The organism is Nocardia sp. NPDC101769, assembly GCF_044766925.1.
In the GTDB taxonomy this organism is placed as follows: Bacteria; Actinomycetota; Actinomycetes; order Mycobacteriales; family Mycobacteriaceae; genus Nocardia.
The window spans coordinates 43,551-67,979 of the sequence record NZ_JBIWMX010000009.1 but is presented as its reverse complement, the minus strand read 5'-3'; the positions used below and the strand labels follow the sequence as shown (position 1 = coordinate 67,979).

The window sequence follows — 24,429 nt, the reverse complement described above, 5'->3', positions numbered from 1 at the left end:
TTCAGAAGTCGTCTGGGTCGTTCTCGAGGGTGTGGCGCAGGGCTTCGACGAGATTCGGGGCGAGGTTGGGGGCGGTGCGCAGATCGAGGTCGCCGAAGGGATCCTCGTCCTCCTCGCTGGGGCGGACCTGCAGCAGCGACAGCGAGGTGCCGTCGCGCAGGACGCTGACGAACAGGCGGGCGTCGCGGCGCTCGGCGTGGGTCATGGCCGCGCGGCGGGCGGCCTGGTCGGCGGCGTCGCGGTCGGCGAGCAGGGGCGCGATGGCATCATCGAGGGTCTGCTCGGCGGTCGGCGGCAGCACCACGATCTGCTGTACCAGAACACAGCCCGCGACCGAGGGCGGCCAGCTGGTGGTGGCGAGGAACTCGTCGAGCGCCATGGCGTCGGCCTCACCCGCGATGTCCTCGGGGAAGGGCTCCTGCGCAATGGGAGTCAGGGCGTCCTGCTCGTCCAGCTGATCCAGCAGCGCGGGTTCGGCGGCGACCAGGTCCGCGGTCGGTACCAGCGCGAACATCTGCGGCGGGCGGTCCCAGCCCTCGCCGTCGACATATTCCGCGACTTCCCGGATACACCGGTACAGGGCCGAGGCCGCCCACTGCTCAGGATTCACCCGGCAATCCTCGCATCCCGCTCGTGTCCGGCCCACGCGGCAGGTGTTGGGTCGCGCGGCGGGCGTTTTACGTAGAGTGGGGCGCGAAAGGTCCCCTGGGACCAACTCGCATCATCGGACTGCGACGCTGCGTGCCGGTATCCCGGCCGGGGCGTCGCCGGACCCTGGGAGAGTGGCATCGTGGGCATGCGCCCCCCGACCGGCTTACCTTCGTTGTCGCGACGCAGCCGCATTCTGCTCGTCACGGCGCTGGTGCTGGCCGCCCTGTTACTGGTCGGGCCCCGGCTCACCGACGCCTACACCAACTGGTTGTGGTTCGGTGAGGTCGGATTCCGCAACGTCTACCACACCGTGCTGCTCACCCGGATCCTGTTGTTCCTGGTTGTCGCTCTGGTCGTGGCCGTCATCATCTGGCTGGCGCTGCTACTGGCGTACCGGTCGCGTCCGGTGTTCGTGCCGATGAACGGACCCGGCGATCCGATCGCCCGCTACCGGACCACGGTGATGAGCCGGCTGCGTCTGTTCGGGATCGGCATCCCGGTGCTCATCGGCGTGCTGTCGGGTCTGGTGGCGCAGTCGAGCTGGGTGACGGTGCAGCTGTTCCTGCACGGCAGCTCCTTCGGGGTCAAGGACCCGCAGTTCCATCTGGACGTCGGCTTCTACGCCTTCGATCTGCCGTTCTATCGGATGGTGCTGAACTGGCTGTTCGTCTCCGTGGTGATCGCCTTCTTCGCGAACCTGGTGGCGCACTATGTCTTCGGCGGGCTGCGGCTCTCCGGCCGCGAGGGCACGCTGAGCACCTCGGCGCGCGTGCAGCTGGCCATCCTGGCCGGAATCTTCGTGCTGCTCAAGGCGGTCGCGTACTGGCTGGACCGCTATGCGCTGCTGTCGAGCACCCGCAAGGAGCCGACCTTCACCGGTGGCTCCTACACCGATATCAACGCGGTGCTGCCGGCCAAGCTGATCCTGCTGTCCATCGCGGTCATCTGCGCCATCGCCTTCTTCGCCGGAGTCGTGCTGCGCGACTTGCGGATTCCGGCCATGGCGGCGGCGCTGCTGGTGCTGTCCTCGGTGCTGGTGGGCGCGGTATGGCCGCTGCTGGTGGAGCAGTTCTCGGTGCGCCCGAACGCGGCCACCAAGGAACAGGCCTACATCGAGCGCAATATCGAGGCCACCCGCGAGGCCTACGGGCTTACTCAGGACAAGGTCCAGTACGTCGACTACAAGGGCGAGGCGACCAAGGACCCGGTCACCGTGCCCGCCGACCAGCAGACCATCAAGAACATCCGGCTGCTGGACCCGAACCTGCTGACCCAGACCTTCATCCAGCGCAACCTGCAGCTGCAGAACTTCTACGGCTTCCCGGATCCGCTGGACATCGACCGTTACACCATCAACGGTGAGATGGGCGATTACATCGTGGCCGCGCGCGAGCTGCAGCCGCAGAACCTGTCCGGTAACCAGACCGACTGGATCAACAAGCACACCGTGTACACGCACGGCAACGGCTTCGTGGCCTCGCCCGCCAACAAGGTGAACGCGGCTCCGCCCAAGGAATCCCAGCAGGCCGGTCAGTCCGCGGGCAGTGATTCCGGTGGCGGGTACGGCTATCCGGTGTTCAATGTCGGCGACAAGAAGACGGTCAGCGACCTGTTCACGCCCAAGGAAGAGCAGGCCATCCCGGTCGATGAGCCGCGCATCTATTACGGCGAGCTGATCTCCAAGAGCGATTCCGACTACGCCATCGTCGGCGCCAATGGTGGACCGGCGCGCGAATACGACAAGCCCGACGCCCAGTTCACCTACACCGGCGCGGGCGGCGTGCCGATCGGCAACTGGTTCAACCGGCTGGCCTTCGCGGCCAAGTACGCCGAGCGCAACATCCTGTTCTCGGGCGCCATCGGACCGGATTCGAAGATCATCTTCAACCGCAATCCGCGCGACCGCGTCACCCAGGTGGCGCCGTGGCTGACCGCCGACGGCGACGTGTACCCGGCCGTCGTGAAGGGCCGCATCGTCTGGATCGTCGACGCCTACACCACCCTCGACAACTACCCGTACGCGCAGAAGACCTCGCTCGACGGCGTCGTCGAGGACTCCATCGACCAGACCACGGGGCGCCTGCTACCCCGCAAGGAGGTCTCCTACATCCGGAACTCGGTGAAGGCCACCGTCGATGCCTACGACGGCACCGTCAGCCTGTACCAGGTGGACAAGACCGACCCGGTGCTCAAGGCGTGGATGGGCGTGTTCCCGAACACGGTGAAGCCGGAGAGCGCCATCTCCGACGAGCTGCGCGCGCACTTCCGATACCCGGAGGACCTGTTCAAGGTGCAGCGCGAGATGCTGGCGAAGTACCACGTGGACGATCCGCGAGAGTTCTTCACCAACAACGCCTTCTGGTCGGTACCCAATGATCCGACCCAGGAGGGCGCGGCCAGCGGGGCGCATCAACCGCCCTATTACGTCCTGCTCGGTGATGCGAAGACCGGCAAGTCGCAGTTCAACCTGACCAGTGTGATGGTGGGTTACAAACGGAACTTCCTGTCCGCCTACATCCAGGCGCATTCGGATCCCGACAACTACGGCAAGATCACCGTTTTGAAGCTGCCCCCGGATTCGCAGACGCCGGGCCCGGGCCAGACGCAGACGTCCATGACGACGGCCGATCAAGTGTCCCGAGACCGGAACCTGCTGACCGGTGGCAATGTCAACAAGATCAAATACGGCAATCTGCTGACCCTGCCGGTCGGTGACGGCGGCATCCTGTACGTCGAACCCTGGTACCTCGAACGCAATACCGGCGGGCCCAACGCGCCGTCCTTCCCGCAGCTGGTGAAGGTGCTGGCCAGCTACCGCGACAAGGTCGGCTACGGGTCGACGGTCAAGGAAGCACTCGACCAGGTGCTGCCCGGAACCGGCAGCGCCGCAACCGATCAGCCGGGACAGGCGGCCACCCCGCCGACCCAGGGCGCGACACCGCCGACCGCCCCGGTGACACCCCCGGCCACCGGGTCCGCCGGTAAGGACGCCGCGGTCAAGCAACTCGACGACGCCTTGAGGGCGGTTCAGGACGCACAGAAGTCCGGCGACCTGGGCCAACTGGGCAAGGCGCTGGAGCAGTTGCAGACGGCCGTGAACAACTACGAGAGGACGGGTAACTGACCCGTTAGCGCAAAGGCGCTGTCACCCGCTGGGTGACAGCGCCTTTCGCATTCCTGGGCTGGGTGCGATGTCTCGCGGTGCGGTCGCGGACCGCGGGGTTGTCGACGCGCACCTCGGCGAGTGGGTGTATCGCGCATCCTTCCGGCTCGTGTTGCGCGCCGAGGCGATGGTGTGGCTGGGGCGCTTCGGATTTCAGGGAAACGGTCGAGAGGTGAGCGCAGTGGGCGGCGCGGTCGACTTGACCGTGTAGAGGACCGGGGTGGTCTCGAGCGCGTGGATGGCATCGAAGGATCCCAGGCGGCGAGTCAGATAGCGGTGCAGTGCGGCCGGGTCGGGGCAGAGGGCCTCGGCGATCAGATTGGTGCGGCCCGTCGTGGCGGCGACGAACGCCAATTCCTCGTGCTGGGACAGGGATTCGGCTACCGCGTCGAGCTGCCCCGGAACGACGGTCGCCCACAGCAGGGCGCGGGTGGTGACGCCGAAGACGCGATCGTCGATGTCGACATCGAAGTAGAGCGCCCCGGCAGCGCGCAGGTCGGCGATGCGCCGCGCCACCGTGGACTGTGACCAGCCGGTGGCGCCGGCCATGTCCGACAGGGTCGCGCGGCCGTCGGCGCGCAATGCCGAGAACAGTGGCGCATCGGTGGGAGAGACCGGTTTGTGAACGCCGGCAGGGGAATTCGGCTGTCGGCCGGCCCCGGACGGGTCTGAGCTGTGTATCTCGGCGTGCCCGGTTGGTCTGTGCGTCTCGGTCGTCGTAACCGAGTGGCGGTTGTCGGCGGATGAGTTCGCTGCGGCCGGAACCGACGGCTCATCAGGGCCGAAAATATTGTGTGACAGTAGTTTCCGGCGTTGTTCGGTGTCCAGAGCGGTCAGTCGACCGGGCCAGGCGGTCGGGCCGCCGAGGTAGGTGTGCAGTACGTTGTGCGCGGAAATTCCGGTGATGGCCGAGGTTCGGGGAAGGTCGTCGAGGAGCAGCGCGGGTGCGTCGGGACCGGGGCCGTCGACGATGAGGAAGAGTTCGGTCCCGCCGGAGGTGAGCATTACCCAGCTGGTGTCGCCGCGTCTCGCCAAGGCCTGCGCCAATTTTCGCGCAGCCGCCGGGGTGCAGGTGAGCCGGACCAGCCACTGGGTGGTGCTGGTGCGCCCCGGGTCCGGCAGCCCGACCACCCGTAGCCCGAACTCCGCGCGCAGGCGGCGGTAGCGGCGGGCGACGGTCTGGGTCGAGACGCCGAGCACCTCGCCGATGCGGTTGAAGGGCACGCGACCATCGATGTGCAGGGCGTGGACAACACCGCGATCCACCTCGTCCAGCATGGAAGAAATCATCGCAGATCAGGCTAGTACGGAAAATATCTGCAATCCGAAGCGCTGGTTAGCCGCTATTCCGCGCCGTTCGCAGGATGAAGGAACGGGATACACCCGCCTCCCACCGACGAACGGAGTACCCATGTTTCTCGTGACCGGAGCCACCGGCACCGTTGGCCGCGCGGTTGTCGATCGGCTGCTGGCCGAGGGCCTGCCGGTGCGGGCCGTCACCCGCCGCCCCGAGGCCGCCGGCCTGCCCGACGGCGTGGAGGTCGTGCGCGCCGATCTCGGCGACGCGGACAGCCTGCCCGCCGCGCTGACGGGTGTCCACCGCGTCTTCCTGTCGACCGCGGGCCCCGAGATCCCCACGCACGACGCGAATCTCGCCCGGGCCGCTGCGGCCGCGGGCGTCGAGCACATCGTGAAGCTGTCCTCGGGTCGAGCCGGTGACGCGGCCGCGACCGACCCGATCCCCGCCTGGCATCGCGCCGGCGAGGACGCGGTGCGTGCGAGCGGGGTCGCGTGGACCATGGTGCGCCCCATGGGATTCATGTCCAACGCGCTGCACTGGGCGCCATCGATCCGTGAATCAGCCACCGTCCGTGCGCCTTTCGGTCAGGGCCGCATCGCGATGGTCGATCCGCGCGATATCGCCGCCGTCGCTGTCGCGGCGCTCGGCGACCCGCCGCTCCACGCCGGTCGGGTCTACACGGTCACCGGTCCGCAGGCGCTCTCTCCGGGCGAGCAGACCGAGACCCTCGCCGAAATCCTCGGCCGCCCACTGCGATTCGAGGAGATCTCGGCCGACCGGGCACGGGCGGATCTGCTGCGCTTCGGGGTGGAGCCGGAGATGGCCGCGGCCGTCATGGCCCTGCGCGCTACGGCGCTGGAGTCCTTCACCTCGGTGGTGCACCCGACGGTCGCGGAGGTCACGGGTCGGTCACCGCGAACCTTTCGAGAATGGGCCTTCGATAATCGGGCGGAATTTGCTGCCGCACAATAAGAATTGTTGCCTCCGAATAGCGAAAGGTGCTGCGTCGCCGTTGACGCAGCACCTTTCCATTTCTTCCGGTACGGGAAGGAGATTCGGGCTATTTGCCCCAGGATTCGATGAGGGCGGCGTTGGACTGGAGGACCTGGTTGTACTGGTCCTGCACGCCGAACTGCTCGGCGAGGCCGCCGGCAACGCTCTTGGCCTGATCGATGATGGCCTGGCGATCGGTCGGGAGGGCGGGGACGGGAGCCGGGGCTTCGGGCTCCGGGGCGGCCTGGGGCTCGGGCTCGGTGACGCCCGCGCGCAGGTACTGGCCGCACACCGGCCAGGCACCGGCGCCCTGGGTGGACAGCACGTTCTCGGCCACGCGGATCTGCTCGGCCTTGCTGGCGTTGGAGGCGAGGCCGGCGCCGCCGTTGGCGGCCCAGGTGCGCTGCGAGAACTGCAGACCGCCGTAGTAGCCGTTGCCGGTGTTGATACCCCAGTTGCCGCCACTCTCGCACTGGGCGACGCCGTCCCAGTCGTGAGTCGGGGCGGCGGAGGCGGTTGCAGTGAAGCCGAACGGGACGGCAACAAGTGCGCCGGTGACGGCGGCGAAGCCGAGGACGCGAGTGTTGATCTTCCGGTTCTGTTTCATGGTCTTTTCCCTCCCTGTGCCGACCGGCCCGGCGCAAATGCTCCGCCGTGTCCCTGTCCCCAGGAGTCGGGGTGCCCGACCGCGGGACAGGGTTTCCGGAGTGCAGCGGTTCGGGTCGGAGCCCATCTCAGGTTTGATCCGGGCCGGAACTGACGATAACGAGTAAATCTCGACAGATCACGTCTTGATAACTCCAGAATTGCATGAAGCGAATGACCCGAAAAACGGCGTTGATGCTGGTTGGCTATGCTACAAATGCCAATCCCGAGCGGTCTGTTATCTGGTCGTGATGTGATTCAACTCACCAAGAATTTGTGACCCTGGTCACGTTTCATGTCTGAATGAACAACCGAACGTGCGCTCGAGACTCTCAAATGGAAGATTTTCACCCTGATTACTCCGCTTTAAGGGCAATCGTCCGGCCTGATTCGCTCCGCCGTCCTCGCTCACCCTGCTGTCTTGGGCCCCAGAACCTGGCTTGACCAGCTGATTTGGTGCATCTCCCAGCCCGTGTGTAATGTTGTGTTCACCGACGCGGGGTGGAGCAGCTCGGTAGCTCGCTGGGCTCATAACCCAGAGGTCGCAGGTTCAAATCCTGTCCCCGCTACAAATGAGGGCGGTTCTGGCCAGAAGGTCCAGGACCGCCCTCAATCTTTGTCGAGGTTCTTCGCAGCGGCGCTCGCATCGGCCCGAAACCTTTGGAATCAACAGGTGATCCGCGCGCCCGTAAAGCGGTGTCATCGCTACCAGCACACCCGGTCTCGGCACCGCCTACTCGCCGCCGCGGTCACCGACGGAGTCGTTCACCGTGTTGCCGCCGCTGCGTCTGGTCAATCAGGTGCTGCCGGCGTTCCTTGGCGGCAGCGTCGGAATCATGTGGTGCTGCTGGCCAACCCGGGCGGCGCTCGGGTCACCGACATCCTCACATTGCACGAAATGTTCGGGTACAACCCGATTCTGGTTAGCGCGGTCCTGGTGCTGCGCGTGCTGTACGTCGTCTTCAGGGCACGCCGCGAATAGCCGCATCCGTGCCGCGAACGCGAGTATCGCGATCCCTCGCGAAGGCGAGGGATCGCGGCTCGACAACTCCTCAGCGCTCGACCGTGTGCTCCGCCTTCTGCTGCGCATCGCCGGCCTCACGGGCCGCGGCCGTTATCGGGCCGCGCAGGCACAGGAAGAACATGGCGAAACCAACGGACAACAGGATGTGGCCGAGTCCGGCGATACCCGAGATGGCGGCACTGACATCGTGATTCAGAACCGTCAGGATGCCGTGCGCGACCATCATGGCCACGGTCACGACCAGCCCGGCGTTGTAGGTCCAGAAGAAGGCGTTGAACCATCGGCCGGGGGTCAGCGCGAATTGCTTGTCCAACACGATGACGATGAGGAAGAACAGCGTTCCGAGCGCGAGGACGTGGGTGTGGGTGGCGGTGAGTTGTGAGCTTCCGGAGAAGTCGTGGGCCTTGGTGAATTCGCGGTAGAAGAACCCCAGGACGAGCCCCAGGACGGTGTAGCAGGCGGCGGCGTAGTACGACTTTCTCATCGGCTCTCCATGGTGGATGTTCGGCGGGTGCGGGAACTCAGGATGGTCGCGCTCACCAGGCCGAGCGCGAGAAAGGCGGCGGCCACGCCCAATGCGGTCCTGGTGGCGTCGCCGAATCCTTCGGACAGTGCAGTGGTGACCTGTGGTCCTGCGGGTCCGAGTCGTCCGGCGTCGCCTTGTGCGCGCAGTGCGGAGATCATTCCTCCGGCCGAATCTCTGGTTGCGGTGACCAGGTGCTGTGCCGTTGGCGGCGGCAGCTGGGTGACCGATTCCAATCGGTCGGTCAGGTTGTGCGCCAACCCGACCGACAGCACGGCGCCGAGAATGGCGGAGCCGAGTGCCGCACCGAGCTGCCGGACGGTACTCTGCGTCGCCGAACCCTGGCCCGACCGTTCCGGCGGGATGTCGGCCAGTACGGTGCCGGTCAGCTGCGCCGAGGCGAGACCGAGTCCGGCGCCATACCCGGCCAGCAGCACGGCCAGCAGCCAGGGCGAGACCGTCGAGGAGAGGAACAGCGCGACCACAGCGACGCCCACCGCCTCCAGGGCCAGGCCCACGATCACCGTTCTCGAGGCACCGAGCACGGCGGCGATGTGCCGGGCGGCGGCACCGGATCCGAAGGCGCCCAAGGCCATTGCGGCCAGTACCAGACCGGCGCCCAGCGTCGACAGGCCGAGCGCGTTCACCAGGAACAGCGGCAGCACGAGCAGCAGGCCGAATTCACCGATCGCCACGGTCATCGCGGTCAGATTGCCCCAGCTGAAGGTCGAGACGGAGAACAGGCTCACGTCCAGGATCGCGGACCGGCCCACCCGCGCCCGGTGGCGTTCCCAGATTACGAACAGCACCAACGCGACCACGCCGATCAGCCCGATGACCGGAACCACCGAGATCGGTGCGCTTCGCGGCCAATCGATTCCGAGGACACTGAACGCGGAGTTCGGCCGCCACCAGCCCAGGCTCTGACCTTCGATGAGTGCGAAGACGACCCCGCCGAACCCGATCGCGCTGAGCAGCAGTCCGTCGACGTCGAGCCCGGGTTCGCTGACCGCGGCCTTGGTTTCGCGCACCGCGAGCAAGGTGCCGATCAGTACCGCCGCCCCGATCGGGATATTGACGATGAAAATCCATCGCCAGCTGAAGTAGGTGGTCAGGCTGCCGCCCAGGAGCGGGCCCACGGCCGCCATGCCGGAGATGACCGCGCCCCACACCGCGAACGCGATGACGCGGTCCTTGCCGCGGAAAGTGGCGTTCACGCTCGACAGGGTGGCGGGCAACACGAACGCTCCGCCGACACCCTGCACCACACGCGAAAGGATCAACGTCGCGACGCTCGACGCGACGGCGGCCATCAGGCTGCCCGCCAGGAACACGAGTACGCCGAGCACGAACATCCGTCGTCGGCCGAGCCGGTCGCCGAGGCGGCCCGCAGTCAACAATAGGGCGGCGAAGACGACCGAATAGGCGCTGTTGACCCACTGGGCATCGGTCAGATTGAGTCCGAGATCGGTGACGATCACCGGTAGGGCGACGCCGACGATGGTGCCGTCCACGACGATCAACGAGAGCCCTGCGGCGAGGACACCGAGCCCGATCCACGCGCTTCGGTCGGCCCGCGGCACCGAGTCGGCCGCTGTACTTGGATCGATCTGCATTGTTGCGATTCTGCGAGCTCGGACCGGCCGACGGTAGATTCGATCGGTCCACGCCGGACCAACCTTCGAAGGAGTCTCGATCGTCCGATCGGCAACCCGGCGAAGGGGACGACGGCTCCGTGCGCCGGGTCCGGCCAGCGTGGCTCGGTCCCGCCGTCGATGTGACCGCCGGTGGTCGTGGCAGCCGGCGACCATGCCGAAGGCACCGACGGCGGAACCGGGCGATTGCGAGAGCCAGCCGATGACCCGGATGTATCCGGTGGCGGCCAGGCCAGTCCGGCCAGCAGCGACCACACCAGCATCGCCCGGCACGCGCCGCGGCGTAGCACGTCCTTCGTGAACCTCCCGAATTACTCAGCAAGCACACAGACAATTCGGGAGCGGAGCTTGGGTTTCGGTCGTTGAATGGGGTAGTGCTGCAGGACAGCACCCCGTGAGACGGAGTCCCAGGAGGTCCGGTCGTGCACACCGAAGCCATCGAGGTGAGGGATGTCGCCGCTGTCGACGCCGATGCGCAGGCGCGGCTCGGCCTGGTGGCCGGGGCGGGGGTGAGCCGGCTGGGGCGGCGCACGATCAATGCGGACGCGTTCGCCACGTTCACCGATGCGCGGCTGGGGCGGAGCGCTTTCGTGGCGGCGGACGGGGTGGGGGATCATCTGGCGGCGGCCCGGGCGGCGCGGCTGGTGGCGCAGACCGCGGCGCGCGCGGCGGTAGGGGACGGTGCGCAGGCCGGAATCCTGGCGGCGCAGCGGGAATTGCTGCGGGAGCTACCCGAGTCGAGCGCGGACAGCGTGCTGGTGGTCGCGGTGCTGCCGAGTAGTGGTCAGCTGGATGGTCCCTGCGATATCGCCTGGGTGGGTGACTGCCGGGCCTACCGGTGGAACGGCCGCGTGCTGCACCGCATGACCACCGATCACACTGTCGCCGAGTACTTCCGGGCGCGCGGGCACGACCCGCTACCGGGCATGCGGCATCTCGTCACGACCTCGGTGCGGACCGTGCAGCCGGGTGATATCGGGCGTGCGGCCACCGGGTCGAGCGCGGGCCGGCTGCTGCTGTGCACCGATGGGGTGGGTAAGAAGCTCGGCATGCCGATCATCAAGTCGATGCTGTCCGCGGGGACTTCGGCGGGTCACACGGCGGAGGCGCTGGTGGGGACGGCCCTCGGTCGCGGCGGCACCGACAACACGACCGCACTGGTGGTGGACGCGAGCCGCTGAGCCGGGCGGGTATTTCCCCGAATTCGCACATTCTGGACGTGTGACCAGGTAGCTTGGGCCCGAACTTGGCAGTGCGCAGTATCGGGGTTCGCCGTGGCAGACAGATCGACATCCATCCGTAGTCACCTCGGCGGTCTGCTCGGGCGCAAGCCGTCGGGATCCGCGTTCGCGCGAGCCTCGATCGTGCTGCTCCTGGTGGTGCCGACGCTGGTCTCCGCGGTCTACATGTGGATCATGTGGGATCCGGAGCTGTACCTGAAGCAGATACCGGTCGCCGTCGCCAGCGACGATGCCGGCGGCATCTCCGACGGCAAGGCCCAGAACATGGGCACCGAGATTCTCGACAATCTGGTGTCCAGCGGTGAACTCCAGTTCCACCGGGTCAGCAGCGCGGAAGCGGTGCGGGGGCTGCGGGAGAGCCGGTACGCCTTCTCGGTCGTCATTCCCTCCGACTTCACCCGGAACGTGCTGAGCGTGACCGATCCCGCGCCGCAGCATGCTCGGATCATGGTCTGGTACAACGACTTCAACGGCACGCTGGGACCCGCGGTGGCCAATAGCGTTGTCACCGAAGCGCAGAGCCAGATCGCGGCCACCATCGGGCGCGGTTACGCCGGTCAGGTCCTGGTCGGAGTCAACAGTCTCGGCTCCGGCCTCGGTGACGCCGCCAAGGGGGCGACCCAACTGGCCCAGGGCACCGCGCAGCTCGCCGACGGCTCCGGCCAGCTGACCGCCGGACTCGACCAGGCCGCCACCGGTGCGGCGCAACTCGTGACCGGTGCAGGCCAGCTTCATACCGGCGCGGTCCAGCTCGCCGACGGTGCCAACCAATTGGTCACCGGCACCGATCAACTCGGCTCCGGCGCGCGGCAGATCCGCGACGGTGTCGACCAGGTCGTCACGCCGCTGCTGGACGCCCTCCAACCCGCCGGACGGCTCGCAACCCAGCTCGATCCGCTGCTCGACCAGTTGAGCAGGAATCCGGACCCCGCGGTGGCCGACGCGGTCACTCAGTTGAAGAGCCTCATCGGCCAGGTGCGGCCCGGCGACCCCGATTCCCTCGTCGGCCAGCTGACCCAGTTGCGTGACGGCACAAAGGAATTGGCCAGGCAGCTCACCGACCCCAAGGCCGACTATCGCTCCGGTGTGCTGGCCCTCGCCGACGGCAGCGCCCAATTGCGTGACGGTACAGCACAACTCGGCAGCGGCGCGAACGACCTGTCCACGGGCCTCGACCAGCTGGTCGCCGGTGGCCGCGACCTCCGGGCGGGTGTCGCCCAATTGGGCGACGGCGCAACCCAGCTCGACACCGGACTGCGCGACGGTGCGGCTGCCGCACCCCACATCGCCGACCCCAACGCCTCGGCCGACATCATGGCCCAGCCCGTCACCATGGACATCCGCAACCAGGAACCCAGCCAGCTGGTCCGTGATGGCGACCGCAGCCACAAGGAGATCGCCCGCGGCGCAGGCCCTGTGCTGGTAGTGATGGGCTCCTTCCTCGCGGCCATCGTCCTGTGGATGCTGGTGCGCCCCTTGCGCGGAGCCGCCCGCGGCCGTTCACCCTGGAGGCGCGCCGCAGGGCCCGTCCTGCGCGGCACCGCGGTCGGCGCGGTGTGCGTCATCGTCCTGTCCGCCCTCGCTGCCGGTTACGGCAGCTGGCTCGGCTGGTCCCCGCAACAGTGGCCCGCCATGATTGCCGTCATCGCCCTCGTCGGGCTGGTGGCAGCGGTGACCGCTCAACTGTTCGTCGTGCTCTTCGGCCGCGTCGCCGGTTCCATCGCGGCCTTCTCGTTCTATATGTTCCAGATCTTCGCCTTCGGCGGCGTGTTCCCCGCCGGCACCACCCCACTCCTGTTCCGACCCTTCAAAGACATCGCCCCCATGACCTTCGCCCGCCGAGCCATCATCCGCGCTGACATCGCCCTCTACGACCGCATGTTCTGGATCTCCATCGCGGCCCTGCTCCTCATCCTCACCGCCTCCCTGGCGATCATGATCGCCGCCCGCTATCTCGCCACTCCCGTACCCGATCCGGCCCGCGCCGATCGCACCCCCGAACCACTGCACCCGATTCCCTCCCGACCCTGAAAACCGGCTCTGACCAGTCGATTAGGTTCTCTTCCCCACTCGTGTGTAATGTTGTGTTCACCGACGCGGGGTGGAGCAGCTCGGTAGCTCGCTGGGCTCATAACCCAGAGGTCGCAGGTTCAAATCCTGTCCCCGCTACAAATGAAGGGCCCCGGAGAGAATCTCTCCGGGGCCCTTTCGCTGTCCGCCTGCTCGGCGTGGTCGTCCGCGGCCCCCGACGTGGTCTGAAACGATTATGTGTCTGAAAAGCCTGCGAAACCGACCGCGAGTGGCGAGAATTGTCTATGACTGCGCAGCGGAACGAGGACCTGCCGCCGCACCGGCCCGAAACCCCTTCGGCACCAGAGGAATTGGACAATGAGCAGGCTGGCGACAGCGTGCGCGGCGATCTTGGTTGCCGCGGGCGTCACGGTCGGAACCACGGTGGTCGGCGATGCGCGGGCGGAGACGCACGGCGCGCTGCCCTGCACCCCGTATACGGCGATTCTCGCGCCGGGGACCTGGGAGACGCGTTCCGATGCGGATCCGACGGTGCCGGTCGGCATGCTCAGGCCGATCGGCGATGGGCTGCAACGGCAGTACGGCAGTGACATCACCGTCCTCTATGCCCCGTATGCCGCGAGCGCTTTCGATCAGGGGCTGAGCTATGCGCAATCCCTGAATACGCTCGAATCCCGGCTGCACCAGATGGCGAGCAGCCTGTGTAGTTCGACGCGAGTCTTCCTTGCCGGGTACAGCCAGGGTGCGGACGGTATCGGCGATTTAGCGACCGAGATCGGCAATGGCGAGGGGCCGATCAGCGCCGATCGGGTGGTCGGCGTGGGGCTGCTCGCCGATCCGCATCGCGATCCGAGAACCGCACTCTCGCTGGGCGACCCGCAACCCGGTCACGGCATCGCGGGGACGCGGAGTCAGGATTTCGGTGCGCTGACCGATCGGGTGCGCACCCTGTGCGTCGAAGGCGATCTGTACTGCTCGCTCAATGCCGCCACGTCCCCGTTCCTCTCGGCGCTCGGCCGGGTGCTCAGCGGCGACTCCGCGATGATCGCATCCCTGATTCCGGCGGGCACGGATCCCAGCACACTCCTCGCGCAGGCCGTGAAGGTCGGTGCCGGCTGGACGGCGACCGCCGCGAACCTGCCCGCCATTCTCCAAAGCCTCACCAACCTCCCCGATCTGATCCAGGCGGGCGACATCACCGGTGCGCACGAGATCGCGAGCAACCTCAATATGGCCCTGGCTCCGATGGTCCAGGCGGCCGCGGGCGTGGACCTGCCTCTCATCGGCTCGGTCATTCGTGCGGCCGCCGCCATCGACCCTTCGGGCTGGACCGCCGCTGCCAGCGTGATCGCCGACGCCCTGACCCAGATCGACATCCTGCGCATCGCGGGGAATGTCGGCCGAATGCAGGAAACCCTCTGGCATGCAGTCGAATCCCTCACCCGCAACGACGCGCGCGGCGCCGCTGCCGAAGTGGCGACCCTCGCCCCGGCCGGACTCGATCTGGCCGGCTCCGTGCTCGGCCCCCTCTCCAACGCCGTACGGGGTGATCTCCGCGTCGCCGCGCAAACCCTGCTCAGCATCGGCGGCGTCGACAGCATCAACGATCTGCTGGAACTGAGCCGCCAAGGCGTCGACATGGCCACCTTCTACGCCTCGAAGGCCCACGTCGACTACGGCGACGACGCGCAGATACTGCTGAGTTTCCTGGGCTCCCTGGCCACTTCGTAGGACGCTCGCTCCCGGTCCCGGAACCAATGGTTCCGGGGCTGCTCGTGGTGGGGCGGGCTAGGATCTGTGTTTCATGGACCGGTGGGGAGCCGGACCTGAGGGGGAGCGAAACATGGGGACCACGACCGAGATACCCGTGATCGGCCGCAGGGAGCGCAACAGGCAGCGGGTCCGTGCCCGTATCTACACGTCCGCGCTCGAGTTGTTCGCCGAAAAGGGCTATGACGCAACGACCATCGACGAGATCGCCGAACGCGCGGACATGTCGCGCGGCACCTTCTTCAATCACTTCCCGCGCAAGGAAGACCTCATCACCGAGTGGGCGCGGGACCGTCGCCGCACACTGATGGACCGGATCGAGCAGCCACCCGGGACCGATGCGGACGACACCGGCGCGCTGCTGCACCTGTGCATGTCCGGTCTCACCCAGCTCAGCGAGGCGCAGCGCCGGGTCACCGAGATCATGCTGACGGCGTGGGTGAAGACAGGCGGGCCGCTGACCGAAGAGCCCTGCACCGCCGAGGTTTTCGCGCGGATCATCGAGATCGGCGTCCGGCGCGGTGACATCGACTCACGGGTGGATCCGGTCCTGCTGGGGAACCTTCTGCGCGACGCCTACCTCGGGGTCGTGTACCGCTGGGCCCGCCGCACGACCGACCCGGGGCGGATCGCCGGCGAACTGCGCGACGTGCTCGACGTCATCCTGCGAGGTGTCGCAGCCCGGACCGCGACGCCGGAAGTCCGCTGACCCCGGCGTTGGTCGCGCGGCAGACCCTCACCAACTACAGCTCCCGTCGGCGTCGCTGGTGGACACGACGATGAATGGGGACAACGAGATCCACTCGCGGTCGCGCGGATGCAGCACGACCCGTTCCTTCTCGACCGCCCGCTCGCTCGGCGCACCCAGTAGTTCACGGAGCCGGGCCGGAGTGGTGATCTCACTCATGCTCCGATTCAACGTGTTTCGGCAGCGTCCATGCCGGCGACTACCGTGAATGTGATCTGGGCTCCATTGGTCGTCGAGTCATGCGGATCGAATCATGCACTTTGGCGCAAAATGTCCCCTAGCAGGCGCGTTCCATCCCTGTCCGGCCATGGGAACACCGGTAGATTTGCCCGGTCCGGGCCCAACGAGGGGTGGGTCCGCACATACCTTGAAGCGGATGCGGAATGGAGGCTCGATGCCCAGCAGGGCGGTGCGGGAGAGGATCGCGGGACTCACGGCCCGGCGCCCGGCGACCCCGCACATGCAGACCCTGGAGCAGCCCGCGCTGGTCGCGTCGGCGCTCGACGATTTCCTGCCCGCCGACCGTTGACAGCCCTCAGGCCAGGGCGCTGCCGCGCTGCCAGTCCGGCCAGAGGATGGTCCAGTCTCCGCCCTGCCCGATGTCGAGGGGATCGCCACCGGTATTGCGGACCTCGACCACATCGCCGGGATTGGCGAAGTCGAAGAACCAGGCGGCGTCCGCGGGACTGAGGTTGAGGCAGCCGTGTGAGACGTTGGTATAGCCCTGCGCCCAGACCGTCGCGGCGAGTTCGTGCAGGTAGATGCCGTCATGGCTGATGCGGACGGCATTCTTGATAAGTTCGCGGTAGCCGAGGCCGGAGTTGACGGGCAGGCCGTAGCTGGAGGAGTCCATGCTGACGACGCTGTTCTTGTCGAGCACGGTGTAGACCCCGGGATGGGTCCAGAACGACAGCACCCGCCCGCCCACCACGGCGGTGCCGCCCCGGCCCATGGACGTGGGCATGGTGCGGATCAGGTTGCCGTTCTCGAAGACCTCGATGTGTTTGGTGTTGTCGTCGGCGATGGCGATGTGGGAGGGGCCGATCACGACGGAGACCCGCTGGTCGTCCTGGCCATACAGGCCGTCGCCGAGGCGGGTGCCGAACAGGTTCGCCGCCACCGTGATTCGGGTGCCGGGCGTGTGATAGTTCTCCGGACGCCAGTGCGCGTTGTGGTCGTCGAGCCAGTACCACGCGCCCGGCACGGGGGGCTCGGTGGTGACCCGGAGGGTGCGTTCCGCGGCGGCGCGGTCGATGGCCTCGTCGAAGTGCGCGACCAGCACCAGGCCGATGCCGTAGGTTTCGCCGTCCTGGATGTCGAGGAGATTGTTCGAGCGGAAGGAGACGCTGGTCAGCCTGTCGGGCCGGACAGTGGTGAAGACGGCGGTGGCGTCGACGTGTCCGGTCTCGCCGTTCGCCACCACCGACGCCGTATAGGTGTGACCGTAGCCGAGCGGTTCGGAACTGATCCAGGCCCGGCGATCCGCGGAGAGCGCGCCCGGTAGCGCTCGACCGGTTTCGTCGATCCAGGAGACCGAGGTCAAGGTGCCGTTGAGAACACCGACCCGGCCGAGTTGGCGCGGACTCAACTCGCGCCCGGCGGCCACGGGCGGAAACACGATGGCCGCGGGCCGCGAGGCGCGCGGGAGCAGCCCGTTGCCGCGGTACGGCACGCTGCTCGCGACGAACAGGCCGCCCAGCCCCATGATCCCGGTCAATATCTGACGACGCCGCAACCCCATCGCCCGCTCCCTTCGACCTGAGCCCGAACCGGCTCGGACGTGTCAGCATCACGCCGTCGGCTATCAAGATCACGACGCCGGACGGGATCTCCACCGTTCTGTCGCGCAACCGACACCTAGCGGCAATCGAACGGGAGTGCTCAGCGGGTCGGTATCACTTCAGCGTCGCGTGCATGAGGTAGACGTTGTAGCTGTTCCAGGTGGAGATGGTGAAGTAGAGGTCCTTGGCGGTGGACCAGGGGTGGATGAAGCCGCCATAGGCCGTGGGGTAGTCGTCGGTGCCGAGCAGCGGGGTCGGATCCGACCAGGCGCCCTGGGGTTCGGCGGCGGTGCGGAGGACGATCTGGTTGCGGGTGACGTCGAGGTAGACCATCCGCCACAGGTTGGACTCGGGGTCGTAGTGGATGGACAGTTCGCTGGCGGTGCCGGAAACCAGTGGGGTGGCGAGCAATTCGTTGCGGCCGTCGGCCGGGGTCCAGGTGCCGTCGATCCAGTACTGGTACGCGGACTTGTTGAGAACCTGGTCGGCGGGGACGCGGGCGAGGCCGATGACGCCGAGCCGGCCGTTGGATGTCCCGAACATGTAGACGTAGTCGCCGTGCGGAACCATGGTGGCGACCTGGAATCGGCCGAGTCCGAACATGTTGTCCCAGCGGGCCCACTGCGATTTGGTCCAGGTGCGGGCATTGTCATCGGACCAGGCGATGCCGCCGTGGTTGGTCCACCACATGCCGGGGATCTTGGACCAGTGGTTGACCGACATGTAGGTCAGGTACTGGCGGTCGCCGATGGCGAATCCCGAGGTCGGGATGGTGGTGGTCTCGAAGTTCTTGATCTTGCGGCTGTCGAGCAGTTCGGCGGCGTGGCAGCGGCTGTTCTGCACGAAGTCGTCGAGGATCAGACCCTGCGACAGATCGCGAGTGCTGCTGTAGGCCAGCACATTGCTGCGCCAGTCCTGCTGGTCGGTGCCGGCGCCGGTGGGTTTCCAGCCCTTGCCGAAGGTGTCGCCGAACATGACGGCGACCTGGCCGGGCTTGGTCTCCCACATGAGCCCGAGGTCGGTGCCGTCGACCGACCAGCGCATATCGGTGCGATTGACCGATCCCTGCCCGGTGACCTGATTGACCAGCTGGACCGAATCCACCTGCGGCGCGTCCACCGCCGCGGCCACGGGCGCGGGCGCGGCGGCCTGGACGGCCGCGGTGGGCGCGGCCTGGGGTTCGGGTGGTTCGCCGCCCGGCACCACGATCGGGATGGGTTCGGGCTCGGTGGTGATCTCGACCTGCGGCAGCGACGCGCTGCCGCCGCCGGGCTGATTCGCCGGGGCCGGGACGGTGTCGCGGACGTCCGGGCACGGGTTGGCGCAGGGATCGGACGGCAGTGCGACCGGATCGACGCGGGTGTTGTCGGGCTTCGGACCCGGCACCTGGACGGTGACGATCTGGGGCACCGGGATCGGGACCCTGATGGTCTGATTGCCCTGTGGCTGGGAGCTATTCGGGTCGGCTCGGCGATCCAGCGGGTCGAATCCGGTCTCGCCGCAGCTGTTCACCGGCGCGGGCGCCCACGGATGCGGCGCGGCCCCGGCGGGCGGCGCGGGCAGCAGCATCGCACCCAGTGCGACGACGCCCGAGAGGGCCGGCGTCGCAGGGAATCCGGAATGACTCGACCAGCGGCGGGATCGAATTCCCATGTCGTGTGCGGCTCCTCATCCACGATCGACTGACTCACCCTAGTCCGGTTCCGCCCGCTACACGTAGCGGTACGAACCGGTCACAGTATCGGTCGTTCCGGGCCGTCGCCGCCCACGCCGGTGGCGGCGGCGCGTCGCCAGGGCGGCAGACTGAGCGGTAATGAAGCTGCCTGTTCTTCCCGACCTCCCCGTACGCCCGGCGCTGGACCGCATCGCGGCCACCCTGGGCGAGTGCGGGACCGCCGTGCTGGTCGCGCCGCCCGGAACCGGCAAGACGACGCTGGTTCCGCTGGCCCTGGCCGCGACCACCGGCGGACGGGTGGTGGTGGCGGAGCCACGCAGGCTGGCGGCGCGGGCGGCGGCCGCGCGAATGGCGGCGCTGCTGGGCGAGCGGGTCGGGGAGACCGTCGGGTATGCGGTGCGCGGGGACCGGAAGATGGGGGCCGGGACTCGGATCGAGGTGGTGACCTCCGGGCTGCTGGTGCGGCGGCTGCAGAACGATCCGGAGCTGGCCGGGGTCGACGTGGTGGTCATGGACGAGTGCCACGAACGCCACCTGGACGCGGATCTGCTGCTGGCCCTGCTGCTGGATGCCCGGGCCGGACTGCGGCCGGACCTGCGGGTGCTGGCGACCTCGGCGACCGTTGCGGCGGACCGGCTTTCGGCGCTGCTGGGCGGCGAGGGGGAGCCCGCCGCGCCGGTGCTGGAGGTGCGGGGCCGGGCCTATCCGGTCGAGCTGGAGTACGTGCCGCCGGCGGCCCGGGAGCGGATCGAGCAGCAGGTGGCGCGGGTGACCCGCCAGGCATTGGCGGGCAGCGTGGGCGATGTGCTGGTCTTCCTGCCCGGAGCCGGGGAGATCCGCCGGACCGCCGACCTGTTGTCGGGACTGCCCGACGTGGACGTGATGCCCTTGCACGGCAGGCTGTCCGCCGCGGCCCAGGATGCGGCGCTGCGGCCGGGCGCGCGGCGGCGGGTAGTGCTGTCCACGGCGGTGGCCGAATCCAGTCTGACCGTCCCGGGGGTGCGGGCGGTGGTGGACTCGGGGCTGGCTCGGGTGCCGCGCATCGATCATCGGCGCGGGCTGTCCGGGCTTGCGACCGTTCGGGTTTCGGCCGCGGTGGCCGAGCAGCGGGCCGGGCGCGCGGGCCGCGAAGGCCCGGGGTGGGCGTGGCGGTGCTGGCCGGAATACGAGCACGCGACACTGCCCGCGTATCCGGAACCGGAGATCCGCACCGCCGATCTGACCCGGCTGGCCTTGGAATTGGCGTGCTGGGGCACCGTCGACGGGCAGACGCTGGCCTGGTGGGACGCCCCGCCGGTGGGTGGCCTGGCGGCGGGGCGCGCGGTGCTGCGGGCACTCGACGCGGTGGATGACCATGGGGCGGTGACGGATCGGGGACGGCGCATGGCGGCCGTCGGATTGCATCCGCGCCTGGCGCGCGCACTGCTCGACGGGGCGCGCGAGGTGGGGGCGCGGGCGGCCGCCGAGGTGGTCGCGCTGCTCGATGATGATTCCCTCGCTCCCGGTATCGATCTGGTCGCGGCGCTGCGGAGCCTGCGCGGCGACCGGCCCGCCCGCTGGCAGCGGGAGGCGCAGCGGCTGGCGAAACTCGTCGAGGGCGACGGCGTGGACGACCCGGCTCTCGTTGCGGCACTGGCCTATCCGGAGCGGCTGGCCCGCCGCCGCGCCCCTGGTTCGGCCAGTTACCTGATGGCGGGCGGCACCGCGGTGACGCTGCCGCCGGGCAGCGGGCTGGGCGATGCCGAATGGCTCGCCATCGCGGTGGCCGGGCGCGACCCCGGTCAGGCCGAGGGGCGAATCCGGCTGGCCGCCAAGGCCGATGAGCAGCTCGCCCGCCGGGCCGCCGCGAACCTCCTGGAGACCGTCGACGAGGTCGATTGGGCCGACGGCGATCTGGTGGCCCGCCGGATGCGGCGCCTCGGCGCGATCGTGCTCTCGGAGCAGCCGCTCAGAGATCCGGATCCGAGCCTGGTGTCGGCGGCCCTGCTGCGCGGACTGCGTGCCACCGGTCTGGACCTGCTGCGCTGGGACGAGGATGCCCGCAGCTTGCGGCAGCGCCTGGACTTCCTGCACCGCACCCTCGGCGCGCCCTGGCCCGCCGTCGACGACGCGACCCTGCTGGCCGCCGCCGGAACCTGGCTCGCCCCCGAACTTTCCACCGCCCGCCGCCGCGCCGACCTGGAGCGCGCCGACGCCGGTCAGGCGTTGCGCCGCCTGCTCCCGTGGCCAGAGGCCGCACGCCTGGACGAGCTCGCCCCCGAACGCCTGGAGGTCCCCTCCGGCAGCCGCGTCCGCCTCGACTACTCCGCCGACCCGCCGGTGCTCGCGGTCATGGTGCAGGAGATCTTCGGCTGGACCGAGCCGCCTCGCCTGGCCGGCGGCCGTGCCTCGATCCTGCTGCACCTGCTGTCCCCGGCCCAGCGCCCGGTGGCCGTCACCGCCGACCTGCCGTCCTTCTGGCGCACCGGCTGGCCCCAGGTCCGCGCCGACCTGCGCGGACGCTACCCGAAGCACTCCTGGCCCGAGGACCCCACCACGGTCACCGCCCACCGCGGCACCGCCCGCAACGCCAATCGCTCTGGCTGACAGGGCCTATCGCTCGAATTGACGTGTCTCACCGGACCAGGGGGCGAGGACCAATTGCTAGGACCGAGGAGGGCTCACCGCTCTGGCCGGCGAAGAGCGCTCGCACCGGGTACCGGTGTTGCACTGGACCGGGTGGAGGGAGTGAGACTTGAAGGGCAGCATGCGGAATAGCCGGTGACGCCCCGATGCTGCAAGGCGGTGCGTCCGGCGTTCGGATGATGTGGTTCGACCCGCTCGGAGAGCGGGCGGAGAGGGAGTGTGGCGGCATGCGTGCGATTCGATTCGACGAATTCGGCGGACCGGAGGTCCTGCGGCCGGTGGAGCTCGCGGTGCCGGAACCGGGGGCCGGGCAGGTATCCATCGACGTGGCCTATGTCGGAGTGAATTTCGCCGATCTGCAGGCGCGGGCCGTGGGCTATCGGGTGCCGGGACTGCCGTTCGTGCCGGGCCTGGAATTGTCCGGGCGGGTCCGGGCCGTGGGCGAGGGCGTCGAGGGCTTGCGGGTCGGCCAGCCGGTGGCCGCCATCACCGAGGGCGGCGCGTACGCCGATGTCGCGGTGGTCTCGGCCGCGACGGTGTTCCCGGTACCGGAGGGCGTCGATCTGCGCACCGCCGCAACGCTTCCCACGGTGCTGCCGACCGCCTACGCCCTGGTGCACACCGTCGGCCGCCTGCAGCCCGGGGAGACCATGCTGGTGCAGGCCGCGGCGGGCGGCGTCGGCACTGTGGTCGCGCAGATCGCCAAGCTCGCGGGCGCGGGCGCCGTGTACGGCGTGGTGTCCAGCCCGGCCAAGGCCGAGTACGCCCGCGAATACGGTTATGACGCAGCATTTCTGAACGAATCCTTCGATGCGGAGGTCGCCGCCGCCACCGGCGGTCGCGGCGTGGACCTCGCGCTGGAGTCCATCGGCGGCGAAACCCTGCGCCGCACACTGGATTCCCTGGCCCGCTTCGGCCGCCTGGTCTCCTTCGGCAATGCGGGCGGTGCGGAACCGTGGCAGGTCGGCGCGCCCGACCTCTACCCGCAGGGCCGCTCGGTGGCGGGGTTCTCCATTCTCGGCCTGAGTGTCGCGGCCCCGGACGTTCTGCACGAGATCGCCTCGCACGCCTTCGAATTGGCCACCTCGGGCAAGGTGCGGCTGCCCATCACCGCCGAGTTCCCGCTCGCCGAGGCCGCGGACGCACACCGGTTGATGGCGGGCCGCTCCTCGACCGGCAAGCTGGTGATCGCCGTCAATCCGGAGTAGCGCCCGGCCCGCCTATTGCCTGTTCTTTTCCGGCGCCAGATTTTCCGCAGCGGTGACGCGACCGGATTCGATGGCGGCGAGCAGGGATTCGTGATCGGCCGCCGTCTGATCGGCGTAGGCCAGCGCGAAGGCCCCCATGGCCTGGTCGAAGACGTCGTTGCCGCCGAGATACGCGGCGATGGCCACCCGATCTCCCGATCGCGCGTGGCCACGCGCCAGCGTGTGCCCGCACAGGCTCGCGTACTGCCGCAGCTGCGCCGCCGACATCTCGTCGATGACCAAGGAGCCCTTCATGTCTCGCAGCTGCCGCCAGTAGTAGGACAGCCCATCGGAGCCGGTCGCCCAGCCCAGGAAGATATCACCGGCCGACTGGGTGAGCCGCTGCCCGTGCACCACCCGATGCCCCTGATGCTGGAACCGGCTGCTCCGCAGGTGCGCGGCCAGTACCGAATTCTCGGCCTGCTTCACCTGGAGGAAGAGCGGATCGCCGGTATTGCGCCCGGTGAGCAGCGCGATGAAGCAGCGCGTGCCCACGCTGCCCACGCCCACGACTTTCATGGCGATATCCCGCAATTCGTACCGATCCAGCAGCACCCGGCGCTCCTCCGGCAGCGTGTCCCGGTAGTTCGAGAGCACCGAGAGCAGTTCGGTGTGCAGCTCTTTCGGTACCGGCCTGAGCAGCGGCGGCTCGGCCTTGATGCGCGGCGCGCCATCGGGCCCGGGTTCGGTGAGCTTGTCCAGTGCCTGCAGGCTGGTGCGGGCCCGCGCACGGCTGATCACCTTCTCCGTCTGCTTGCGGTCGCGCGGGTGCAGCAGCTCGGCAACCTGTTCGGCGTCCACCATCTCGTACCAGACGTCGGTCTCGCCCAGACACGCCAGCCGCACCATGGAGTCGCGATAGGCCTGCGCCGCCGCGACCGCCGCCCCGCTCGCCTCGGCGTCGTCGCACCCATTGGCCCGCGCCGCCACCGCCACGCTGGCCACCAGCCGCTTCACATCCCATTCGAACGGCCCGGGCAGGGTCTCGTCGAAGTCGTTGACGTCGAACACGAGTGACCGCTCCGGCGAGGCGAACAACCCGAAGTTCGACAGGTGCGCGTCCCCGCACAACTGCACGTTGAGCCCGGTGTTCGGCCCGCTCGCCAGATCGGCCGCCATGATCGCCGGCGCACCCCGATAGAACGGGAACTGCCCGGCCACCATGCGCGCGTACCGGATCTCCACCAACTCGGGCACCCGGGTCGCGGCCTGACGCTCCAGCACCGCCACCGGATCCTCCCGATCCGCCGCGAGCTTCCACTCACCGAGCGATCGTCGTGGCACCTGCTTCCGGGCGGCACGCCCGGCCTCCGCCGCCCCGTTACCGCCCGCCACCGATGTCGCCATGGGAGGACTC

19 protein-coding genes and 2 tRNA genes are annotated in these 24,429 nt (G+C 68.5%); 12 read left to right on the top strand and 9 right to left on the bottom strand.

The features are described 5' to 3' along the window. Position 1 precedes the first annotated feature (1 nt). Positions 2 to 610 (bottom strand): PPA1309 family protein, encoded by a 609-nt coding sequence (locus tag ACIRRA_RS16790; RefSeq protein WP_402768322.1) that lies wholly within the window; start codon positions 608 to 610, stop codon positions 2 to 4. A gap of 180 nt (positions 611 to 790) precedes the next feature. Between ACIRRA_RS16790 and ACIRRA_RS16785 the strand changes: the two genes are divergently transcribed. Further along, positions 791 to 3,775 carry a UPF0182 family protein gene (locus ACIRRA_RS16785; protein WP_402768319.1) on the top strand — a complete coding sequence of 995 codons (2,985 nt, stop codon included), beginning with the start codon at positions 791 to 793 and terminating at the stop codon, positions 3,773 to 3,775. A 192-nt stretch (positions 3,776 to 3,967) separates the two neighbouring features. Here the strand turns inward: ACIRRA_RS16785 and ACIRRA_RS16780 are convergent, their stop codons facing one another. After that, positions 3,968 to 5,104 (bottom strand): Lrp/AsnC family transcriptional regulator, encoded by a 1,137-nt coding sequence (locus ACIRRA_RS16780; RefSeq protein WP_402768316.1) that lies wholly within the window; start codon positions 5,102 to 5,104, stop codon positions 3,968 to 3,970. 121 nt (positions 5,105 to 5,225) lie between these two features. Here ACIRRA_RS16780 and ACIRRA_RS16775 point away from each other — a divergent pair, with 121 nt between their 5' ends. Beyond that, the gene (locus ACIRRA_RS16775; protein WP_402768313.1) at positions 5,226 to 6,086 is read left to right on the top strand and encodes an NAD(P)H-binding protein; all 861 of its coding nucleotides are present in this window, start codon (positions 5,226 to 5,228) and stop codon (positions 6,084 to 6,086) included. A gap of 88 nt (positions 6,087 to 6,174) precedes the next feature. On the opposite strand, the gene ACIRRA_RS16770 is transcribed toward ACIRRA_RS16775, so the two are convergent. After that, positions 6,175 to 6,714, bottom strand: a complete 540-nt coding sequence (locus ACIRRA_RS16770; RefSeq protein ID WP_402768311.1) for a transglycosylase family protein — start codon at positions 6,712 to 6,714, stop codon at positions 6,175 to 6,177. A 533-nt stretch (positions 6,715 to 7,247) separates the two neighbouring features. Between ACIRRA_RS16770 and ACIRRA_RS16765 the strand changes: the two genes are divergently transcribed. Continuing rightward, positions 7,248 to 7,321: transfer RNA gene (locus ACIRRA_RS16765), tRNA-Met, on the top strand. 272 nt (positions 7,322 to 7,593) lie between these two features. Continuing rightward, the gene (locus ACIRRA_RS16760) at positions 7,594 to 7,734 is read left to right on the top strand and encodes a hypothetical protein (RefSeq protein ID WP_402768309.1); all 141 of its coding nucleotides are present in this window, start codon (positions 7,594 to 7,596) and stop codon (positions 7,732 to 7,734) included. A 70-nt stretch (positions 7,735 to 7,804) separates the two neighbouring features. Here ACIRRA_RS16760 and ACIRRA_RS16755 read toward each other — a convergent pair whose 3' ends face one another. Beyond that, positions 7,805 to 8,260, bottom strand: coding sequence for a DUF2871 domain-containing protein (locus ACIRRA_RS16755; protein ID WP_402768306.1), 456 nt, complete (start codon positions 8,258 to 8,260; stop codon positions 7,805 to 7,807). Next, positions 8,257 to 9,915, bottom strand: coding sequence for a DHA2 family efflux MFS transporter permease subunit (locus ACIRRA_RS16750; protein ID WP_402768303.1), 1,659 nt, complete (start codon positions 9,913 to 9,915; stop codon positions 8,257 to 8,259). The genes ACIRRA_RS16755 and ACIRRA_RS16750 overlap by 4 nt, the downstream gene beginning before the upstream one ends. A gap of 461 nt (positions 9,916 to 10,376) precedes the next feature. Between ACIRRA_RS16750 and ACIRRA_RS16745 the strand changes: the two genes are divergently transcribed. The 5 genes from ACIRRA_RS16745 to ACIRRA_RS16725 all read left to right on the top strand — a co-directional run bounded on the left by ACIRRA_RS16745 (position 10,377) and on the right by ACIRRA_RS16725 (position 15,705). After that, entirely contained in the window at positions 10,377 to 11,135 is a 759-nt protein-coding gene (locus ACIRRA_RS16745; RefSeq protein WP_402768300.1) for a PP2C family protein-serine/threonine phosphatase, read from the top strand. A gap of 93 nt (positions 11,136 to 11,228) precedes the next feature. Beyond that, positions 11,229 to 13,226, top strand: a complete 1,998-nt coding sequence (locus ACIRRA_RS16740; RefSeq protein WP_402768298.1) for a YhgE/Pip family protein — start codon at positions 11,229 to 11,231, stop codon at positions 13,224 to 13,226. A gap of 64 nt (positions 13,227 to 13,290) precedes the next feature. Further along, positions 13,291 to 13,364 (top strand) — tRNA-Met (locus tag ACIRRA_RS16735). 219 nt (positions 13,365 to 13,583) lie between these two features. Further along, complete coding sequence (locus ACIRRA_RS16730; protein ID WP_402768295.1) at positions 13,584 to 14,957, top strand: cutinase family protein; 1,374 nt, start codon at positions 13,584 to 13,586, stop codon at positions 14,955 to 14,957. A 112-nt stretch (positions 14,958 to 15,069) separates the two neighbouring features. After that, positions 15,070 to 15,705 (top strand): TetR/AcrR family transcriptional regulator, encoded by a 636-nt coding sequence (locus tag ACIRRA_RS16725; RefSeq protein WP_402768292.1) that lies wholly within the window; start codon positions 15,070 to 15,072, stop codon positions 15,703 to 15,705. A gap of 27 nt (positions 15,706 to 15,732) precedes the next feature. Here the strand turns inward: ACIRRA_RS16725 and ACIRRA_RS16720 are convergent, their stop codons facing one another. Next, positions 15,733 to 15,903: a hypothetical protein gene (locus tag ACIRRA_RS16720; protein WP_402768289.1), complete on the bottom strand. Its 171-nt coding sequence runs from the start codon at positions 15,901 to 15,903 to the stop codon at positions 15,733 to 15,735. A gap of 235 nt (positions 15,904 to 16,138) precedes the next feature. On the opposite strand from ACIRRA_RS16720, the gene ACIRRA_RS16715 reads away from it, so the two are divergent. Beyond that, a complete protein-coding gene (locus ACIRRA_RS16715) occupies positions 16,139 to 16,273 on the top strand; it encodes a hypothetical protein (protein WP_402768286.1) in 135 nt (44 codons plus the stop codon). Positions 16,274 to 16,279: 6 nt separating this feature from the next. Here the strand turns inward: ACIRRA_RS16715 and ACIRRA_RS16710 are convergent, their stop codons facing one another. Together ACIRRA_RS16710 and ACIRRA_RS16705 are read right to left on the bottom strand one after the other, a co-directional pair. Further along, entirely contained in the window at positions 16,280 to 17,485 is a 1,206-nt protein-coding gene (locus ACIRRA_RS16710; RefSeq protein ID WP_402768284.1) for an Ig-like domain-containing protein, read from the bottom strand. A 154-nt stretch (positions 17,486 to 17,639) separates the two neighbouring features. Beyond that, complete coding sequence (locus tag ACIRRA_RS16705) at positions 17,640 to 19,178, bottom strand: DUF4185 domain-containing protein (protein ID WP_402768281.1); 1,539 nt, start codon at positions 19,176 to 19,178, stop codon at positions 17,640 to 17,642. A 160-nt stretch (positions 19,179 to 19,338) separates the two neighbouring features. Between ACIRRA_RS16705 and hrpB the strand changes: the two genes are divergently transcribed. Both hrpB and ACIRRA_RS16695 read left to right on the top strand, forming a co-directional pair. Then, complete coding sequence (gene hrpB, locus ACIRRA_RS16700) at positions 19,339 to 21,786, top strand: ATP-dependent helicase HrpB (protein WP_402768278.1); 2,448 nt, start codon at positions 19,339 to 19,341, stop codon at positions 21,784 to 21,786. Positions 21,787 to 22,052: 266 nt separating this feature from the next. Then, a complete protein-coding gene (locus ACIRRA_RS16695) occupies positions 22,053 to 23,033 on the top strand; it encodes a zinc-binding alcohol dehydrogenase family protein (RefSeq protein WP_402768276.1) in 981 nt (326 codons plus the stop codon). Between the two features lie 12 nt (positions 23,034 to 23,045). Here the strand turns inward: ACIRRA_RS16695 and ACIRRA_RS16690 are convergent, their stop codons facing one another. Continuing rightward, the gene (locus ACIRRA_RS16690; RefSeq protein WP_402768273.1) at positions 23,046 to 24,419 is read right to left on the bottom strand and encodes a DUF2252 domain-containing protein; all 1,374 of its coding nucleotides are present in this window, start codon (positions 24,417 to 24,419) and stop codon (positions 23,046 to 23,048) included. Between the last annotated feature and the right edge of the window lie 10 nt (positions 24,420 to 24,429).

Excerpts from the sequence above, each read along its gene's own strand:
- ACIRRA_RS16780 (WP_402768316.1), bottom strand. The coding sequence starts at position 5,104 with ATGATTTCTTCCATGCTGGACGAGGTGGATCGCGGTGTTGTCCACGCC.
- ACIRRA_RS16775 (WP_402768313.1), top strand. The coding sequence starts at position 5,226 with ATGTTTCTCGTGACCGGAGCCACCGGCACCGTTGGCCGCGCGGTTGTC.
- ACIRRA_RS16770 (WP_402768311.1), bottom strand. The coding sequence starts at position 6,714 with ATGAAACAGAACCGGAAGATCAACACTCGCGTCCTCGGCTTCGCCGCC.
- ACIRRA_RS16755 (WP_402768306.1), bottom strand. The coding sequence starts at position 8,260 with ATGAGAAAGTCGTACTACGCCGCCGCCTGCTACACCGTCCTGGGGCTC.
- ACIRRA_RS16750 (WP_402768303.1), bottom strand. The coding sequence starts at position 9,915 with ATGCAGATCGATCCAAGTACAGCGGCCGACTCGGTGCCGCGGGCCGAC.
- ACIRRA_RS16730 (WP_402768295.1), top strand. The coding sequence starts at position 13,584 with ATGAGCAGGCTGGCGACAGCGTGCGCGGCGATCTTGGTTGCCGCGGGC.
- ACIRRA_RS16725 (WP_402768292.1), top strand. The coding sequence starts at position 15,070 with ATGGGGACCACGACCGAGATACCCGTGATCGGCCGCAGGGAGCGCAAC.
- ACIRRA_RS16720 (WP_402768289.1), bottom strand. The coding sequence starts at position 15,903 with ATGAGTGAGATCACCACTCCGGCCCGGCTCCGTGAACTACTGGGTGCG.
- ACIRRA_RS16715 (WP_402768286.1), top strand. The coding sequence starts at position 16,139 with ATGCCCAGCAGGGCGGTGCGGGAGAGGATCGCGGGACTCACGGCCCGG.
- ACIRRA_RS16710 (WP_402768284.1), bottom strand. The coding sequence starts at position 17,485 with ATGGGGTTGCGGCGTCGTCAGATATTGACCGGGATCATGGGGCTGGGC.
- ACIRRA_RS16705 (WP_402768281.1), bottom strand. The coding sequence starts at position 19,178 with ATGGGAATTCGATCCCGCCGCTGGTCGAGTCATTCCGGATTCCCTGCG.
- hrpB (WP_402768278.1), top strand. The coding sequence starts at position 19,339 with ATGAAGCTGCCTGTTCTTCCCGACCTCCCCGTACGCCCGGCGCTGGAC.
- ACIRRA_RS16695 (WP_402768276.1), top strand. The coding sequence starts at position 22,053 with ATGCGTGCGATTCGATTCGACGAATTCGGCGGACCGGAGGTCCTGCGG.
- ACIRRA_RS16690 (WP_402768273.1), bottom strand. The coding sequence starts at position 24,419 with ATGGCGACATCGGTGGCGGGCGGTAACGGGGCGGCGGAGGCCGGGCGT.